This window comes from Streptomyces sp. NBC_00647 (assembly GCF_045207245.1).
Classification (GTDB): domain Bacteria; phylum Actinomycetota; class Actinomycetes; order Streptomycetales; family Streptomycetaceae; genus Streptomyces.
Window position 1 is genome coordinate 7,478,815 of record NZ_CP109040.1, and the last position, 15,414, is coordinate 7,494,228.

General features: G+C 70.8%; 16 protein-coding genes. 10 read left to right on the forward strand and 6 right to left on the reverse strand.

All coding sequences use genetic code 11. The features are described 5' to 3' along the window. Positions 1 to 59: 59 nt before the first annotated feature. Positions 60 to 863 carry a VOC family protein gene (locus tag OG788_RS32890; protein WP_406374791.1) on the reverse strand — a complete coding sequence of 268 codons (804 nt, stop codon included), beginning with the start codon at positions 861 to 863 and terminating at the stop codon, positions 60 to 62. A gap of 323 nt (positions 864 to 1,186) precedes the next feature. On the opposite strand from OG788_RS32890, the gene OG788_RS32895 reads away from it, so the two are divergent. Next, positions 1,187 to 2,014 carry a sulfurtransferase gene (locus tag OG788_RS32895; protein ID WP_406374792.1) on the forward strand — a complete coding sequence of 276 codons (828 nt, stop codon included), beginning with the start codon at positions 1,187 to 1,189 and terminating at the stop codon, positions 2,012 to 2,014. Between the two features lie 112 nt (positions 2,015 to 2,126). On the opposite strand, the gene sepH is transcribed toward OG788_RS32895, so the two are convergent. Further along, the gene (sepH, locus tag OG788_RS32900; protein WP_406374793.1) at positions 2,127 to 3,209 is read right to left on the reverse strand and encodes a septation protein SepH; all 1,083 of its coding nucleotides are present in this window, start codon (positions 3,207 to 3,209) and stop codon (positions 2,127 to 2,129) included. Between the two features lie 439 nt (positions 3,210 to 3,648). On the opposite strand from sepH, the gene OG788_RS32905 reads away from it, so the two are divergent. Further along, on the forward strand, positions 3,649 to 4,443 hold the full coding sequence (locus OG788_RS32905) for a hypothetical protein (protein ID WP_406374794.1): 795 nt from the start codon (positions 3,649 to 3,651) through the stop codon (positions 4,441 to 4,443). Here the strand turns inward: OG788_RS32905 and OG788_RS32910 are convergent. Together OG788_RS32910 and OG788_RS32915 are read right to left on the reverse strand one after the other, a co-directional pair. Beyond that, positions 4,367 to 5,686 carry a D-arabinono-1,4-lactone oxidase gene (locus tag OG788_RS32910; RefSeq protein WP_351535542.1) on the reverse strand — a complete coding sequence of 440 codons (1,320 nt, stop codon included), beginning with the start codon at positions 5,684 to 5,686 and terminating at the stop codon, positions 4,367 to 4,369. The two genes, OG788_RS32905 and OG788_RS32910, sit on opposite strands and share 77 nt — an antisense overlap. Next, positions 5,646 to 6,884: an MFS transporter gene (locus OG788_RS32915; RefSeq protein ID WP_406374795.1), complete on the reverse strand. Its 1,239-nt coding sequence runs from the start codon at positions 6,882 to 6,884 to the stop codon at positions 5,646 to 5,648. Before OG788_RS32915 ends, OG788_RS32910 begins: the two co-directional genes overlap by 41 nt. A gap of 256 nt (positions 6,885 to 7,140) precedes the next feature. On the opposite strand from OG788_RS32915, the gene OG788_RS32920 reads away from it, so the two are divergent. Then, positions 7,141 to 8,268, forward strand: a complete 1,128-nt coding sequence (locus OG788_RS32920) for a ferrochelatase (protein WP_406374796.1) — start codon at positions 7,141 to 7,143, stop codon at positions 8,266 to 8,268. An 8-nt stretch (positions 8,269 to 8,276) separates the two neighbouring features. Further along, the gene (locus OG788_RS32925) at positions 8,277 to 9,092 is read left to right on the forward strand and encodes an inositol monophosphatase family protein (RefSeq protein ID WP_406374797.1); all 816 of its coding nucleotides are present in this window, start codon (positions 8,277 to 8,279) and stop codon (positions 9,090 to 9,092) included. A gap of 110 nt (positions 9,093 to 9,202) precedes the next feature. Here the strand turns inward: OG788_RS32925 and OG788_RS32930 are convergent, their stop codons facing one another. Further along, on the reverse strand, positions 9,203 to 9,376 hold the full coding sequence (locus OG788_RS32930) for a hypothetical protein (protein WP_167459062.1): 174 nt from the start codon (positions 9,374 to 9,376) through the stop codon (positions 9,203 to 9,205). A 413-nt stretch (positions 9,377 to 9,789) separates the two neighbouring features. On the opposite strand from OG788_RS32930, the gene OG788_RS32935 reads away from it, so the two are divergent. The 4 genes from OG788_RS32935 (at position 9,790) to OG788_RS32950 (ending at position 13,296) form a co-directional block, all read left to right on the forward strand. Then, positions 9,790 to 10,443, forward strand: a complete 654-nt coding sequence (locus tag OG788_RS32935) for a response regulator transcription factor (RefSeq protein ID WP_266763459.1) — start codon at positions 9,790 to 9,792, stop codon at positions 10,441 to 10,443. Between the two features lie 7 nt (positions 10,444 to 10,450). Then, complete coding sequence (locus tag OG788_RS32940) at positions 10,451 to 11,680, forward strand: HAMP domain-containing sensor histidine kinase (RefSeq protein WP_356752208.1); 1,230 nt, start codon at positions 10,451 to 10,453, stop codon at positions 11,678 to 11,680. Between the two features lie 394 nt (positions 11,681 to 12,074). Then, entirely contained in the window at positions 12,075 to 12,371 is a 297-nt protein-coding gene (locus OG788_RS32945; protein WP_003997302.1) for a DUF4193 domain-containing protein, read from the forward strand. A gap of 13 nt (positions 12,372 to 12,384) precedes the next feature. Further along, positions 12,385 to 13,296: a hypothetical protein gene (locus tag OG788_RS32950; protein WP_406374798.1), complete on the forward strand. Its 912-nt coding sequence runs from the start codon at positions 12,385 to 12,387 to the stop codon at positions 13,294 to 13,296. Between the two features lie 461 nt (positions 13,297 to 13,757). Here OG788_RS32950 and OG788_RS32955 read toward each other — a convergent pair whose 3' ends face one another. Beyond that, a complete protein-coding gene (locus tag OG788_RS32955; protein ID WP_406374799.1) occupies positions 13,758 to 14,234 on the reverse strand; it encodes a DUF3093 domain-containing protein in 477 nt (158 codons plus the stop codon). Positions 14,235 to 14,292: 58 nt separating this feature from the next. Here OG788_RS32955 and OG788_RS32960 point away from each other — a divergent pair, with 58 nt between their 5' ends. Beyond that, the gene (locus tag OG788_RS32960; protein WP_266763463.1) at positions 14,293 to 14,877 is read left to right on the forward strand and encodes a PaaI family thioesterase; all 585 of its coding nucleotides are present in this window, start codon (positions 14,293 to 14,295) and stop codon (positions 14,875 to 14,877) included. Continuing rightward, a complete protein-coding gene (gene dut / locus OG788_RS32965; protein ID WP_266763464.1) occupies positions 14,874 to 15,413 on the forward strand; it encodes a dUTP diphosphatase in 540 nt (179 codons plus the stop codon). Before OG788_RS32960 ends, dut begins: the two co-directional genes overlap by 4 nt. Position 15,414 lies beyond the last annotated feature (1 nt).

Consider the following 15,414-nt stretch of genomic DNA (forward strand, 5'->3'; position numbering starts at 1 on the left):
GCCCCGACGCCTTGGCGCCCGGCCCGGGGCCGGCCCATCGGGTACGCCGGCTCACCGCGTCACGTGACGGCATGGATCAGGGAGAACGTCGCGCCCTCCGGATCCGCCACGGTCGCCACACGGCCGTACGGGGAGTCGTGAGCCGGTTCGACGAGGTGCCCGCCGAGTTCCGTGACGCGGCGGACGGCCTCGTCCACGTCGGCGGCCTCGAAGTACGTCAGCCAGTGCGGACCGCGGTCGCGGGGCAAGGTGTTCCCGACCCCGTGCACACCCGCCACCGGGCGGCCGTCGATGTGCAGGGTCACGTAGTCGAAGTCGGGCGAGACGGTCGGCTCCAGTTCGTAGCCGAAGACCCCCTGGTAGAACTTGACGACACTCTGGGTGTCGCGCGTCACGAGCTCGTTCCACACCGGGGTGCCCGGCACACCGGTGATCTCCGTGCCGGGGTGGGCCACCACCTGCCAGATGCCGAAGACGGCGCCCGACGTGTCGGAGGCGATCGCCAGACGGCCGGCCTCGGCCGCGTCGAGCGGTCCCACGCCCACGGTTCCGCCGCTGAGCCGTACCGTCTCGGCGGTCTGGTCCACGTCCGCCGACGCGAAGTACGGCGTCCAGGCGATGGGCAGGTGCCGGTCGGGCGGCAACTGGCCGATCCCGGCCACCTCGTGGCCGTCGAGCAGCGCACGCGCGTACGGGCCGAGCTGCTGTGGGCCAGGCTGGAACTCCCAGCCGAACAGCGCTCCGTAGAAGTCCTGGGTCGCGGCCATCTCATGCACCATCAGGCTCACCCAACAGGGCGTGCCGGGCATGTGCCGAGCGTGCGTGGTGCCGTTCGGGCCGGCCGATTCCCGTGCCTCGGTCATCGTCACTCTCTTCTCGGCCCCTCGCGGTGGCCGGTCACCTTCCGCCTGCGAACACGCGTACTCAGTCGCGTGCGTGCACGCCCCGTGCCGATGTTCGCACCACCGGTCGCGCCGCGCGTCCCGGCCGCGCCGCCGTTCGGCGGCCCGCGGCGGGAGGATGCGCGATATGCCGTTTCTCATCCGTTTCGGAGTGATTGCCGCGTGGTGTCCATCGGTTGTACAGCATGTGCCCGATCCCATACGCCTGGTGATCGGACCTGTCCGGCGGAGCAGAGTAGCCGGACATGGACGACGCGGCCACCCCGTGCGCAAGGATGGTGGCCATGAACGCCATCATCACCGCACCCGAGCTCGCGAGCGACCTGGCGGGCCCGAACCCGCCGGTGCTCCTCGACATCCGCTGGCAGTTGGGCGGCCCCAACCTGCGCTCCGAGTACGAGAACGCGCACATCCCGGGTGCCGTCTTCGTCGATCTGGATTCCGAACTCGCTGGTCCGGCCGGTGCGGCGGGACGCCATCCGCTTCCCGGCGCCGAGGTCTTCGGCGCGGCGATGCGGGCCGCGGGAGTGTCCGAGAACCGTGACGTGGTCGTGTACGACGGAGGGCAGGGCTGGGCCGCCGCGCGTGCCTGGTGGCTACTCGGCTATTCGGGTCATCCGTCGGTACGCGTGCTTGACGGCGGGTTCGCCGCCTGGAGCGGTCCGGTGTCCTCGGAGGTCCCCTCGCCGGCGCCCGGAACGTTCGTACCGGCGCCCGGCGCCCGGCCGTTGCTCGACGCGGACGGGGCCGCCGCACTCGCCCGTACCGGGCTGCTGCTCGATGCCCGCGCGGGTGAGCGGTACCGGGGCGAGGTCGAGCCGATCGATCCGGTCGGTGGGCACATCCCGGGCGCCGTCTCCGCGCCGACCGCCGAGAACGTCACCGAGGACGGACGGTTCCTGCCGCCGGCCGAACTCGGCGACCGCTTCAGGTCCCTCGGCGTGACCCCCGCGTCCGAGGTCGGCGTCTACTGCGGCTCCGGTGTCTCGGGGGCCCATGAGGTGCTGGCCCTCGCCGTGGCGGGCATTCCCGCGGCTTTGTACGCGGGTTCGTGGTCGGAGTGGTCCCAGGACGGCGACCGCCCCGTCGCGGTGGGCCCCGACCCGCAGTGACGGCCCGGGGCTCCGGGTCCGCCGCGCCGGGCGCGCCCGGCTGCCCCGCCGCCGGGTGTAAGAGGAAGGGGCCCGCACCGGATCGGCGCGGGCCCCTTCCTCGTACACCTGACTAGTCCTGCTTCTTCCGTCGTGTGCCGAAGACGATCTCGTCCCAGCTCGGGACCGCCGCTCTGCGGCCCGGGCGGACGCCATCCGCCTCGGCCTGACGGTCGGTCGCGCCGACCAGCCGGTCGCGATGGCTGCCGACCGAGCGAGGCATCAGCACGTCCGCGTACGCGGAACCGGCACCGGCCGAGGCGGCGGGAGCCGGGGGCTCCTCCGCCTCGGGCTCGTCGACGGGCTCCTCGGCGGGCCGCTCGGTGGTGGCGGGCCGCTCGGGGACGACCATGTCGCCCCGGAAGCTGGGCACAGCCTCCAGGAGACTGGTCAGCGAGTCCCGGTCCTCGGCCTCCTCGGCCGGTTCCGGGGGTGGCGGGGGAAGGCTCGGCCGCTCCATCTGCCGGTCCAGGGCGCGGTCCAGCGGACGGTCGCGGGGCAGCCTGGCGATCCGCGGCACGAACGGGAAGCTCGGCTCGGGTGCCGCGAGGTCCTCGGACTCCCCGATCAGTGAGCGCGCCTCGTCGTCGACGGCCTGGACGAGCCGCCGGGGCGGGTCGTAGGTCCAGCTCGCGGCGTGCGGTTCACCCGCGACCCGGTAGACCAGCAGGACTTCCCAGGTGCCGTCGTCGCGGCGCCACGAGTCCCACTGGACGGTGTCCTTCTCGGCGCCCCGGATCAGCAGCCGCTCCTGGACGGCCTCGCCGAGCTGGGGTCCGGCGTTCTCTCCGGGGCGGCGGACGGGAGTCTTCCTGGCGCGCTCGGCCATGAAGGCGCGCTCGGCCAGCACGGGTCCCTCGAAGCGACGTACGCGATCGACGGGGATTCCGGCGAGCTGTGCGACTTCCTCCGCGGAAGCGCCGGCACGTATACGCGCCTGGATGTCTCGGGGGCGGAGATGGCTCTCCACCTCGATCTCGATCTGGCCGAGGCGGGGACGGTCGCCGCGTACGGCGGCGCGCAGACGCTCGTCAATCGGAAGCGTGTACTCCGTACTGTCCGCAGCCTTCAGCACCAGCCGTGTGCCGTCGTTAGAGACGGCCACGACACGCAGTTCGGGCATGGGGACCTCCCGGGTGGTGCCTGCCGACGTCACGTGCGTCGCTGCTTCCGCTAGTCGAGTGTGGCCTGCCCGGGTGCAGCCTGCCACAACCTTGCCGAGTTGCCCGGCGTGTCGGGCACGGGCCCGGGGTCGCCGTTATGGCACGGTTACCTGTTCGCAACGCTAAGTGACGAACTCCATCACCCTGTGCAACGAGCCCCCTCCCGGCGGTCCTGCAAGGCCCCGGACACCCTGGCGGGAGTCCGGACCCAGGGCTCGCAACAGTACTCCATTCGGGCCACATGCGTGGATCGGCACGCCGCCCAACTTCGAGCGGGGGGTGCTAGTTGGCCGTTCTCGGCCCCGTTCCGGGGATCATGGAACGTGGCGCACTTCACGTAATCGGCAGAAACGGAACTAATCGTTTCGCCTGTACGTCCCCTTCTCGTGCGATCGGTCGATCAAGTACGGGAAAGGCAGACAAGGTCCGGGAATGCGTGAGAAGCCTGAAGTCGGCGGCGAGGAGCCGGGTGCCGACGTGGAGCCGAGGAAGAAGCGGGTGGACCTGAGCGTCCCTCAAGTGGCCGGCAGCGCGGTGGCCGCGGTGGTCGCCGCGAAACTCGCCTCGTACTTCGGCGTCTACGGGACGATCCTGGGCGCGGGACTGGTCAGCGCCATCGCCACCTGCGGAGGAACACTCTTCCAGCACTTCTTCAGGCGCACCGGCGAACAGATACGTGACGTGACGGTTCAGCCGAAACCGAAGCCCCGCCAGATGCCCGGTACCCCAGGCGAGTTCACCGAGGGGACCGTCTACCGCGCACGGGTCAGGAGCTGGAAGCGGCCGCTGGTCGCGACCGCCCTCGTCTTCGGCGTCACGATGGCCGGAATCACGACGTTCGAAATGGTCTCGGGGCGCAGCTTCAGCGGCGACGCCACGAGCACGACGGTCGGCGACGCCTTCAAGGGGCACACCGCCGGCTCGGGAAGCCCGGAGCGCGGCACGGGACCCTCGACCGGGTCGTCGCCTTCCACGGCCCCGGCCGGCCCTGAGCAGTCGTCCCCGTCCGCCGGCAGCGGCGGCTCGGGGGACCTGGACGGCGGGAGCGGAAGCCGCGGGGACGCGACGGCGGAGCCGACGCCCGGTGACGGCGCGTCCTCGGAACCGGATGCCGGGGCCGGCGCCCCGACTCCCGCACCCAGCGCGACCGCTACGACCCCAGAACCCTCCGCAAGTAGTCATTCGCAAAGCGCCGATCCGGATCGAGCCGATCCCTCAGCGCCGTGAACTCGCCGAAGCGCGGATAGACCTTGGTGAAGTACTCGGCGTCGCGCGTGTGCACCTTGCCCCAGTGCGGCCGCCCCTCGTGCGCGGTGAAGATCCGCTCGGCCGCGGTGAAGTACGCCTGATAGGGGGTCCCTTTGAACATGTGAACGGCGATGTACGCGCTCTCCCGCCCGGACGCCGTGGACAGGGTGATGTCGTCGGCGGGCGCGGTCCGGACCTCCACGGGGAAGCTGACCCGCAGGGACGAGCGGTCGACCATCGACTTCAGCTCGCGCAGCGTCTCGACGAGGGCCTCGCGCGGCACGGCGTACTCCATCTCCACGAAACGCACGCGGCGCGGAGAGGTGAAGACCTCGTACGGAATGTCGGTGTAGGTGCGCGCGGACAGCGCGCGGCTGGACAGTCTCGCGATCGACGGGACGGCGGCGGGTACGGCTCGGCCGAGCAGATTGGCCACCTGGAAGACGCCGTTGGAGAGGAACTCGTCCTCGATCCAGCCGCGGATCGGCCCCACCGGCTTCTCGGGGCCCGCGCTGCGGTTGTTGCGCTTGGTGTTGCAGTTGCCCGTGTGCGGGAACCAGTAGAACTCGAAGTGCTCGTTCTCGGTGAAGAGTTCCTCGAAGTCGGCGGTGACCCTGTCGAAGGTCATCGGCTCCTCGCGGGCCGTGAGCAGGAAGACGGGCTCCACGGAGAAGGTGATCGCGGTGACGATCCCCAGGGCGCCGATCCCTATTCGGGCCGCCGCGAAGACCTCCGGGTTCTCGTGCTCGGAACAGGACAGCACCGAGCCGTCCGCCGTCACCAGTTCGAGGCCCTTGATCTGCGCGGCGATCGAGGCCGAGTCGCGTCCGGTGCCGTGCGTTCCGGTGCTGGTCGCCCCCGAAACGGTCTGCTCCATGATGTCGCCCATGTTCGTGAGCGACAGGCCCTCACGCGCGAGCGCCATGTTGAGTCTCTTGAGCGGGGTGCCCGCCTCGACCGTGACCGTCATGGCCGTACGGTCGATCTTGCGGATGCCGGTCAACAGTTGAGGGCGGATCAATACGCCGTCGGTCGCGGCGGCCGCCGTGAAGGAGTGCCCGGTCCCGACGGCCTTCACCGTCAGGCCGTCCTCGGCCGCCTTCCGCACGGCGGCGGAGAGTTCGTCGACCGAGGCAGGGGTGACCTCCCGTACGGGACGGGCAGTGACATTCCCCGCCCAGTTACGCCACGTGCCGCTCTTCCCGCTCGCTGTGGTGCTCATGAGACCCTCCCCGCTGCGGAACCGGCCTGCTGAGCCGGCGATACCCGAGGAAACCGACCGCGACCGCGACGGCTCCGGACACCGCCGGAACCCCGTACCCGGCCTCGGCGCCGGCGGAGTCGATCACCCAGCCGGCCACGGAGGAGCCGAGCGCGACTCCGACCGCGAGTCCGGTGCTCACCCAGGTCATGCCTTCGGTCAGTTTCGCGCGAGGTACGTGCTGTTCGATGAGGGACATCGTCGTGATCATCGTGGGAGCGATGGAGAGGCCCGCTACGAACAGCGCCACGGCCAGGAACGGCAGGTTTCCGACCAGTAGGAGGGGGATCATACTCACGGCCATCGCGCATATGCCCAGCAGCCACCTGCGTTCGGGCGCCCCCTTGAAGTGCAGCAGTCCGAAGACGGCTCCCGCGAGACAGGAGCCCGCCGCGTAGAGGGCCAGGACGACGCTCGCCGCGCCCTTGTGGCCCTGCTCCTCGGCGAAGGCCACGGTGACCACGTCGACGGCTCCGAAGATCGTCCCGGTCGCGACGAACGTGGCCACCAGGACCTGGAGTCCGGCCGAGCGGAGCGCCGAACCTCCGGCGTGCTGCCCGCGCGGATGCGGCTCGGGCTCGGTGGCGCGCTGGGAGGTCAGCCAGAAGACCCCGGCCGCCAGGAAGCAGGCGGCGAGCAGCGGTCCGGCCTCCGGGAACCACACCGTGGACAGGCCGATGGAGATGATCGGCCCGAAGATGAAGCAGATCTCGTCCACCACGGACTCCAGGGAGTACGCGGTGTGCAGCTGCGGGGTGCCACCGTAGAGAGCCGCCCAGCGGGCCCGGACCATCGCGCCGACGCTCGGGACGCAGCCGATACCGGCCGCGCACACGAACAGCACCCAGTCCGGCCACTCGAAGTGCGCGGCGACCAGCAGTCCGGCGGCCGCCGTGAGCGCGAAGAGCGTCACCGGGCGCAGGACCCGCCGCTGTCCGTGCCGGTCCACCATCCGCGAGACCTGCGGACCCATCGCCGCGGCCGCCAGCGCGATGGTCGCCGACAAGGCGCCCGCGAGGCCGTACCGCCCGGTCAGCTGGGAGATCATCGTGACCACGCCGATGCCCATCATGGACAGCGGCATCCTGCCGAGCAGGCCCGCGGCGGAGAAGCCCTTGGAGCCTGGGGCGGCGAAGAGGGCGCGGTACGGGCTGGGCACGGGGGTCTCCGTCGGCTCGGCTCGGCCCCGCCCGGTCACCACGGGCGGCCCGAACTTCGGTAAGGCGTGAAGCTGGCCGATACAGCTTACGGGTTAGGTGACCCTAAACGCACGCCTCCGTGCCCCCCTCCGCACGCCCTCGCACCCACCCGAAGGCATGTCCCGACACCCCCGGCCGTGCGTCCCCACCGTCGCCGCCTCCCTTCGCCGCCCCGCCGTTTCTCGCATGTCACTGGCGGGTGGCAGGATCGGACGCATGCCAGAAGCGCTCGATGCCACCCCCTACGACGCCCTGCTCCTGCTCTCGTTCGGCGGTCCCGAAGGCCGGGACGAAGTGGTCCCGTTCCTGGAGAACGTGACGCGGGGCAGGGGTATCCCCAAGGAACGGCTCAAGGAGGTGGGGCAGCACTACTTCCTGTTCGACGGGATCAGCCCCATCAACGACCAGAACCGCGCCCTGCTCGACGCGCTGCGCAAGGACTTCGCGGAGCACGGACTGGATCTGCCCGTCTACTGGGGCAACCGGAACTGGGCGCCGTACCTGACCGACGCGCTGCGCGAGATGGTCGCCGACGGGCGGCGCCGGATCCTCGTGCTGGCCACCAGCGCGTACGCCTCGTACTCGGGCTGCCGGCAGTACCGCGAGGACCTGGCCGGGGCACTGGCCGTGCTGGAGGGGGAGGGGCTGGAGCCGCCGAGGATCGACAAGCTGCGGCACTACTTCAACCATCCCGGGTTCGTGGAGCCGATGACCGAGGGTGTTCTGCGGTCGCTGGCGGAGCTGCCCGAGGAGGTCCGTGCCGACGCGCATCTGACGTTCACCACGCACTCGATCCCGGTCGCCGCGGCGGACACCTCCGGCCCGGTCGAGGGCCACGGGGACGGCGGCGCGTACGTCCGGCAGCATCTGGACGTGGCCCGGCTGATCGCGGAGGCGGTGCGGGAGGAGACGGGGACCGCCCACCCGTGGAAGCTCGTCTACCAGTCGCGGTCCGGGGCCCCGCACATTCCGTGGCTCGAGCCGGACATCTGCGACCACCTGGAGGAGCTGCACGGGACCGGGGTGGCGGCGGCGGTGATGGTGCCGATCGGATTCGTCTCGGACCACATGGAGGTCCTGTACGACCTCGACACCGAGGCGACCGCTAAGGCGGCGGAGCTGGGTCTGCCGGTGCGCCGTTCGGCCACGGTGGGCTCCGACCCCCGCTTCGCCGCGGCAGTCCGTGACCTGGTGCTGGAGCGCGCCGCGGCCGAGAGCGGCCGACGGGTGACACCGTGTGCCCTGGGCGCGCTGGGCGCGAGTCATGACCTGTGCCCGGTGGGCTGCTGTCCGGCCCGTACGCCCAAGCCCGCCGCCGCGGGCGCCGACAGCCCCTACGCATGAGGAGCCCCGTGACCGAGCCTCTGCACACCGAACTGCTCCAGCTCGCACACGAGGCCGCCCGCCGCGCGGGCGTGCTGCTGCGCGACGGCCGTCCGGCGGACCTCGCGGTCGCCGCGACCAAGTCCAGCCCGATCGACGTCGTCACCGAGATGGACATCGCCGCCGAGAAGCTGATCACCACGCTGATCGCGGAGCACCGCCCCCGCGACGGTTTCCTCGGCGAGGAAGGCTCCGCCAGCGAGGGCACCAGTGGCATCCGCTGGATCGTCGACCCGCTCGACGGAACGGTCAACTACCTGTACGGGCTGCCGACCTGGGCGGTGTCCATCGCGGCCGAGCAGGACGGCGAGACCGTCGTGGGCGTCGTGGCGGCACCGATGCGCGGTGAGACGTACCACGCGGTGCGCGGCCGGGGTGCCCGGGCCACCGGCGCCTGGGTCGGCGAACGCCGGCTGGCCTGCCGTCCGTCGCCGTCGCTCGACCAGGCACTCGTCTCGACCGGTTTCAACTACGTGACCGAGGTCAAGACCCATCAGGCGGACGTGGCCCAGCGGCTGATCCCGCTGGTGCGTGACATCCGGCGCTCCGGCTCGGCCGCGGTCGACCTGTGCGACGTCGCGGCCGGCCGCCTCGACGGCTACTACGAGCGGGGCCTGCACCCCTGGGACCTCGCGGCGGGGGACCTGATCGCCCGGGAAGCGGGCGCGGTGACCGGTGGACGCCCCGGAGAGCGCCCCACAGGCGAACTCGTGGTGGCGGCCTCCCCGGGCGTCTTCGAGCCCCTCCAGCGGCTCCTGGAGGACTTCGGGGCCTGGCACGACTGACGGCTGCCGGCGGAAGGCGAGCAGCGGCCGGCGGAGGACGGAAGAGGACGGAAACGGAGCGGGGCCCCGGTACTGGATCGATACCGGGGCCCCGCTCTCGTACGTACTGATCAGACGCGCGTCGCGCCGACCTCCACACCGTGCTCGGCGGCGAGGCGGTGCAGGTCGTCCAGCTCGGCCTGCTCGACCTCCGCGAGGAAGTCGTCGCCTGTTTCGCGAGCCCGCGTCAGGTCGGACTCGGTCGCCCTTATGCGCTGCAGAAGTCCTGCGGTGAATGCGTCCATGCTGCGCCCCCTCGTCCTGGGTCGTGGGTCGGGTGGCACGGGGGTGTGCCGATCGGAAGGGGCGATCACGTCTCTGTCGGGTGCCCAGCGCTGCCCAGGCTGGGCGGCGACGGTGCCGGACACCCACGCCCGCTCTGCGGAAGCGGTTGGACGTACCACAAGGTGGCTTGCCACATGCAGAGCGTGATCGCGGGGTGTAAAGCCGTCCTCCCCCCGCTCTCTTCCGTGGAAACCTCAACCCGGCGAGAAAATCTGGCATTCCCGGTCCCCTGCACGGGCTTACCGGGCGCCTCCCCCGTCTTACAGCCGGTTTATGGCCGAAAAGGGCAGGATGGAGCTCTCATCCGTGACAGACCTGCCCGCGTGGTGCCCTGAAGCGTGCCCCGCCGGTGGACAGAGGAAGGACTAGCGACGTGCGCGTACTCGTCGTCGAGGACGAGCAACTGCTCGCCGATGCGGTGGCCACCGGACTGCGCCGGGAGGCCATGGCCGTCGACGTCGTGTACGACGGCGCCGCCGCGCTGGAGCGCATCGGGGTCAACGACTATGACGTGGTCGTCCTCGACCGCGACCTCCCGCTCGTGCACGGCGACGACGTCTGCCGCAAGATCGTCGAACTCGGCCTGCCCACGCGCGTGCTGATGCTGACCGCTTCCGGCGACGTCAGCGACCGTGTCGAGGGCCTGGAGATCGGCGCCGACGACTACCTCCCCAAGCCGTTCGCCTTCAGCGAGCTGACCGCACGCGTGCGTGCCCTCGGGCGTCGTACGAGTGTGCCGCTGCCGCCGGTCCTGGAGCGTGCGGGGATCAAGCTCGACCCCAACCGCCGCGAGGTCTTCCGCGACGGCAAGGAGGTCCAGCTCGCCCCCAAGGAGTTCGCCGTCCTGGAGGTGCTGCTCCGCAGCGAGGGCGCCGTCGTCTCCGCGGAGCAGCTCCTGGAGAAGGCCTGGGACGAGAACACGGACCCGTTCACCAATGTCGTGCGCGTGACCGTCATGACGCTGCGCCGCAAACTCGGCGAGCCCGCTGTGATCGTCACCGTGCCCGGCTCCGGCTACAGGATCTGATCCCGTCGTGGCCACCACCCCCGCGCCGCCCACGGCGCCTCCGAAGCCCACCTGGGACCCGCAGCCCGAGCCCCCGTTCCCGTGGCTGCGCCCGACCATCCGCATACGTCTCACGCTGCTCTACGGCGGCATGTTCCTGATCGCCGGCATCCTGCTGCTGTCGATCATCTACCTGCTCGCGGCACAGGCGCTGAACGTGGGCAGCGAGCTCCCCTTCAAGATCGTCTCGGGGCAGGTCGGCAGCAGCACCTGCAACCTCCCGTCGCGTTCCTCGTCGGACGAGATCAACAAGGCGCTCTACGACTGCGTGAACCAGCAGCGCCAGCACGCCTTGGACGACCTGCTCAGCCGCTCGCTGCTGGCCCTGCTCGGTCTCGCGATCATCGCCTTCGCGTTCGGCTTCGCGATGGCCGGACGCGTGCTCTCGCCGCTCGGCCACATCACCCGCACCGCGCGCGCGGTGGCCGGCTCCGACCTGTCCCGGCGGATCGAGCTGGACGGCCCGGACGACGAGCTGAAGGAGCTCGCGGACACCTTCGACGACATGCTGGAGCGGTTGCAGCGGGCCTTCACCGCCCAGCAGCGGTTCGTCGGGAACGCCTCGCACGAACTGCGGACGCCGCTCGCGATCAATCGCACCCTCCTGGAGGTGCACCTCTCGGGACCGGGGGTGCCGACGGAGATGCAACAGCTGGGCAAGACGCTGCTCGCCACGAACGAGCGCAGTGAGCAGCTCGTCGAGGGGCTGCTGCTGCTCGCCCGCAGCGACAACCAGATCGTCGAGCGCAAACCCGTGGACCTCGCCGAGGTCGCCTCGCAGGCCATCGACCAGGTGCACGCCGAGGCGGAGGCCAAGGGCGTGAAGATCCGCGGGCAGCGGGCTCCGGTGGTCGTCCAGGGCAACGGCGTCCTCCTGGAGCGGATCGCGCTGAACCTCGTCCAGAACGCCGTCCGGTACAACGTGCCGAAGGACGGCTGGGTCGAGGTCACGACCGAGGTGCAGCACGGCCGGGCGGTCCTGGAGGTGTCGAACACGGGACCGATGGTTCCCGCGTACGAGGTCGACAATCTTTTCGAGCCCTTCCGGCGGCTGCGTACGGAGCGCACGGGCAGCGACAAGGGCGTGGGTCTCGGCCTGTCGATCGCCCGGTCGGTGGCCCGCGCTCACGGGGGTCACATCGTCGCTCAGCCCCGAGAAGGGGGTGGGCTCGTGATGCGCGTCACCCTTCCCATCTGAGACCATGTCGCGGACACGCGAGGATGTTCGCTTTGCGCGGAATTTTCTGGTCACCCTCTCGAGTGACCCGTGTGTGATCGATCACAAGGGCGATATTGGGCCCATCCACTCTCCGTGATCATGCAAGCTGTCGGAAAGCCGGGAAAATCCGGGTTTTCGGGGGTCTTGATCACGGGAAGTACACGGTGGGACGCCTTTGAAGTGCGGCCACAGGACCGTGTACGGTCCGCATCGCCATCCAAGCCGATCACTCTTGATGAGTCCGGTTGGGTGTCGATTGAGTAACAGACCTTGATGTGAGGCAAAATCTCCGCCTCGGGTCGGGCACAAGTCCGGCCTCTCACGCGTTACGTGCGCTGGAGACACCGAAGACACCCAGAGGGGGAGAGCGACAATGGCAACGGATTACGACACCCCACGCAAGACCGACGACGACGTCGACTCGGACAGCCTTGAAGAACTGAAGGCTCGCCGGAACGACAAGTCGACGTCGTCCGTCGATGTAGACGAGTTCGAGGCCGCAGAAGGCCTGGAGCTGCCCGGCGCGGACCTCTCGAACGAGGAGCTGGCCGTCCGGGTGCTGCCCAAGCAGCAGGACGAGTTCACTTGCATGAGCTGCTTCCTGGTGCACCACCGCAGCCAGCTGGCCCGCGAGAAGAACGGTCAGCCGATCTGCCGCGACTGCGACTGAGGCAGGGTCGGCCGTGACAGGCTCGGCCTTTCCTTGGAAGCGCCGCCGACCCTCCGGGGCGGCGGACGAAGGGCCCTACGAGGGCCCTGAAGGCGTGCGTGACGACGAGCGGGGCTCTTCCGAACAGGGATCAGCCTCGCTCGACCGAGCGGGCGCCACAGACGGCCTGACGGCCTCCACGGACACGCCCGCGCCCGCCCCCAGGCGTCGCGCGGCGGTTGTCCGGGCGGGGGTCACGAAAGGCGTCCACACGAGCGGCGTGCGGGTCAGGTCGGGCCTGGCGTACGTCGTCGACCGCATCATCGACATCGCCCCGCGGGTTCCCGTCCGGGACCTCGCCACTCTCCGCAAGCAGTTCCCTGGCCTCGGCCCCGAACAACTCGCGGACAAACTCGTCGCGGGCGCCGCCGCCGCGACGTCCACCGTCGGCGCCGGGATCGGCGCCGCCGCGATGCTGCCGGTGCCGCCCGCCATGCCCACGGAGCTGGCGGCCGAGATCACCGCCGTCGCCGCGATCGAGCTCAAGCTGGTCGCCGAACTCCACGAGGTCTACGGCCTGCGGCCGCCGGGCAACCTCAAGCAGCGCAGTACCGCGTATCTGCACTCCTGGTCGGGCGAGCGCGGCATCGACGTGGCCAAGCCCGTGACGATCAACGCCGCGCTGGGCGGCCAGATGAAGCGCGAGCTGCGCCAGCAGATCATGAAGAGAACGATTCGGGACCTGCCCAACCTGATCCCGTTCATGGTCGGCGCGGCGGTCGGGGCGGTGATGAACCGCCGCGACACCAAACGCGTGGCGGGGCACATCCGCAAGGACCTGCGCAAGATGCAGGTGCCGTGGGACGCGCTCCCGGAACTGCCGCCCCTGGAGACGCCGACGGATCCGCTGCGGATCGGGGAGATTCCCGGAGACCTGGGGCGCTGAGGCCGCCCGCGCGGTCGGCGCCCGCCACCGGCTGTCCGCACTCGGCTGTCCGCACTCGGCTGTCCGCACTCGGCTGTCCGCACTCGGCGGACCGCTGCCTTGGTCGTGCCCGGGTCCCGCACCGCAGGACGGCGAAGGAGCCGGAGTCCGGCCGGCCCTGGACGGTCACCGCACGCCGCCTCTCCGGCGCGAGCCCGGCTGTCGCGTGGTTCGGCGGGACACGAGCGGCGGTGACGGCGCCCCCCGGCAGGCCCCCCGCAGGCGCGGCGCCCCGCCGCGGCGCCCGGCCGGGAGGTTGCGCCAGGAGGTCGCGCTCGGGTGAGCAGGGGATAGCCGCGCTCGGGTGAGCAGAGGATGGCCGTGCTCGGGTGGCGCGACGACCGACGCGCGGCGACGTGCCCTGCCCACCCATGCCGGCAAGGCGCGCTCCGCGCCCTACGGCCCGATCCGGGCGACAGTCCCTAGCTGTCCGCGGGCCGGGCCGAAGCCCGTACCGCCTCCAGGGCGGCCACCAGGCGCTCCGGCTCCCGCGTCGACAGATACAGGTAGGGCGTCGGGTCCGCCGGATCCGTGACCTGGACCCGCAGCGCCGTGGGAATGTACGAGCGCAGCAGCATGAACGCACGGGTGTCAGCCTTGTGCGTGCGCCAGGCGCGCGCCTCCTCCTGGTCCAGGATCTCCGCGTCACCGAGGGCCGCGACCGGGATCCGGGCGTCGCCCGCGATCAGCGAGTCACCGACCACGCGGATGCGGATCGATCCGTAGGCGCTCGCCGCGACCGCCGCGACCGCGGTGCCGCCGACCAGCGCCCCCAGCGTCGGCAGCGTGCCGAACGGGAGGAAGACCAGGGCCATCGCGAGCCCGACCAGGAAGCTGATCACCCACCACGACCGGGGTGCGGTGAGGCGTTCTTCGTACGGGGAGGCGGAGAGCTGCATGAAGCCAAGCTTGGCACGGTGCGAAGACTTGGTGGACTCGCGGGTAAGGTCAGCGGCTGTGAGTGGTACTTCCGCAGCTCTGACGCCTCCCGCCGACGCCGTCGCGCCGGTGCGGCACCCCGACGCGCCCGCCCCCGGAGAGCTCCTCGGAGCACACTACGAACAGTGCTTCGGGTGCGGTGGGGGGCAGCCCCACGGACTCCATCTGGAGGCCCGAGCGGGCGAGGGCGTCCGGATCACGGCGGAGTTCACCGTGCGGCCCGTCCATCAGGGCGCCCCCGGTCTCGCGCACGGCGGCGTCCTCGCCACCGCGCTCGACGAGACCCTCGGCTCCCTGAACTGGCTGCTGCGGACGATCGCCGTGACGGGACGCCTGGAGACCGACTTCCGCCGCCCCGTGCCCGTCGGCACCGTGCTGTATCTGGAGGCCGAGGTCACCGCGGTGGCCGGCCGGAAGATCTTCTGCACCGCCACCGGGCGGATCGGCGGCCCCGACGGGCCCGTCGCCGTCCACGCCGACGCCCTCTTCGTCGAGGTGAAGGTCGACCACTTCATCGACAACGGCCGCCCGGAGGAGATCCGGGCCGCCATGAGCGACCCGGACCAGATCCGGCGAGCGCGTGCCTTCGAGGTGAACCCGTGACCCGCAATCCCGGGGCCCGTGAGCCCCGTCAAGACGTCGACGTGCTGATCAGGCGCGTCGACCCGGACGTCCCCCTTCCCGAGTACGCGCACCCCGGTGACGCGGGAGCCGATCTGCGCACCACCGAGAGTCGCGAGCTGAAGCCCGGTGAACGGGCCGTGCTGCCGACGGGAGTGTCCATCGCGCTGCCCGAGGGGTACGCGGCCTTCGTGCACCCGCGTTCCGGCCTCGCCGCCCGCTGCGGCGTCGCTCTGGTGAATGCCCCGGGGACGGTTGATGCCGGGTACCGTGGGGAGATCAAGGTGATCGTGGTGAATCTCGACCCGCACGAGTCGGTGCGGTTCGAGCGCTTCGACCGGATTGCTCAACTGGTCGTCCAGCAAGTCGAGAAGGTTCGCTTCCATGAGGTCGCGGAGCTTCCCGACTCGGCGCGGGCCGCAGGGGGCTTCGGGTCCACCGGCGGTCATGCCGCCGTGGACAGCACAACGGGTGGGAATCGATACGCTTCGGTCGTATCCGACCGGGAAGGACAGTGAC

Excerpts from the sequence above, each read along its gene's own strand:
- OG788_RS32890 (WP_406374791.1), bottom strand. The coding sequence starts at position 863 with ATGACCGAGGCACGGGAATCGGCCGGCCCGAACGGCACCACGCACGCT.
- OG788_RS32895 (WP_406374792.1), top strand. The coding sequence starts at position 1,187 with ATGAACGCCATCATCACCGCACCCGAGCTCGCGAGCGACCTGGCGGGC.
- OG788_RS32905 (WP_406374794.1), top strand. The coding sequence starts at position 3,649 with ATGCGTGAGAAGCCTGAAGTCGGCGGCGAGGAGCCGGGTGCCGACGTG.
- OG788_RS32910 (WP_351535542.1), bottom strand. The coding sequence starts at position 5,686 with ATGAGCACCACAGCGAGCGGGAAGAGCGGCACGTGGCGTAACTGGGCG.
- OG788_RS32920 (WP_406374796.1), top strand. The coding sequence starts at position 7,141 with ATGCCAGAAGCGCTCGATGCCACCCCCTACGACGCCCTGCTCCTGCTC.
- OG788_RS32930 (WP_167459062.1), bottom strand. The coding sequence starts at position 9,376 with ATGGACGCATTCACCGCAGGACTTCTGCAGCGCATAAGGGCGACCGAG.
- OG788_RS32945 (WP_003997302.1), top strand. The coding sequence starts at position 12,075 with ATGGCAACGGATTACGACACCCCACGCAAGACCGACGACGACGTCGAC.
- OG788_RS32955 (WP_406374799.1), bottom strand. The coding sequence starts at position 14,234 with ATGCAGCTCTCCGCCTCCCCGTACGAAGAACGCCTCACCGCACCCCGG.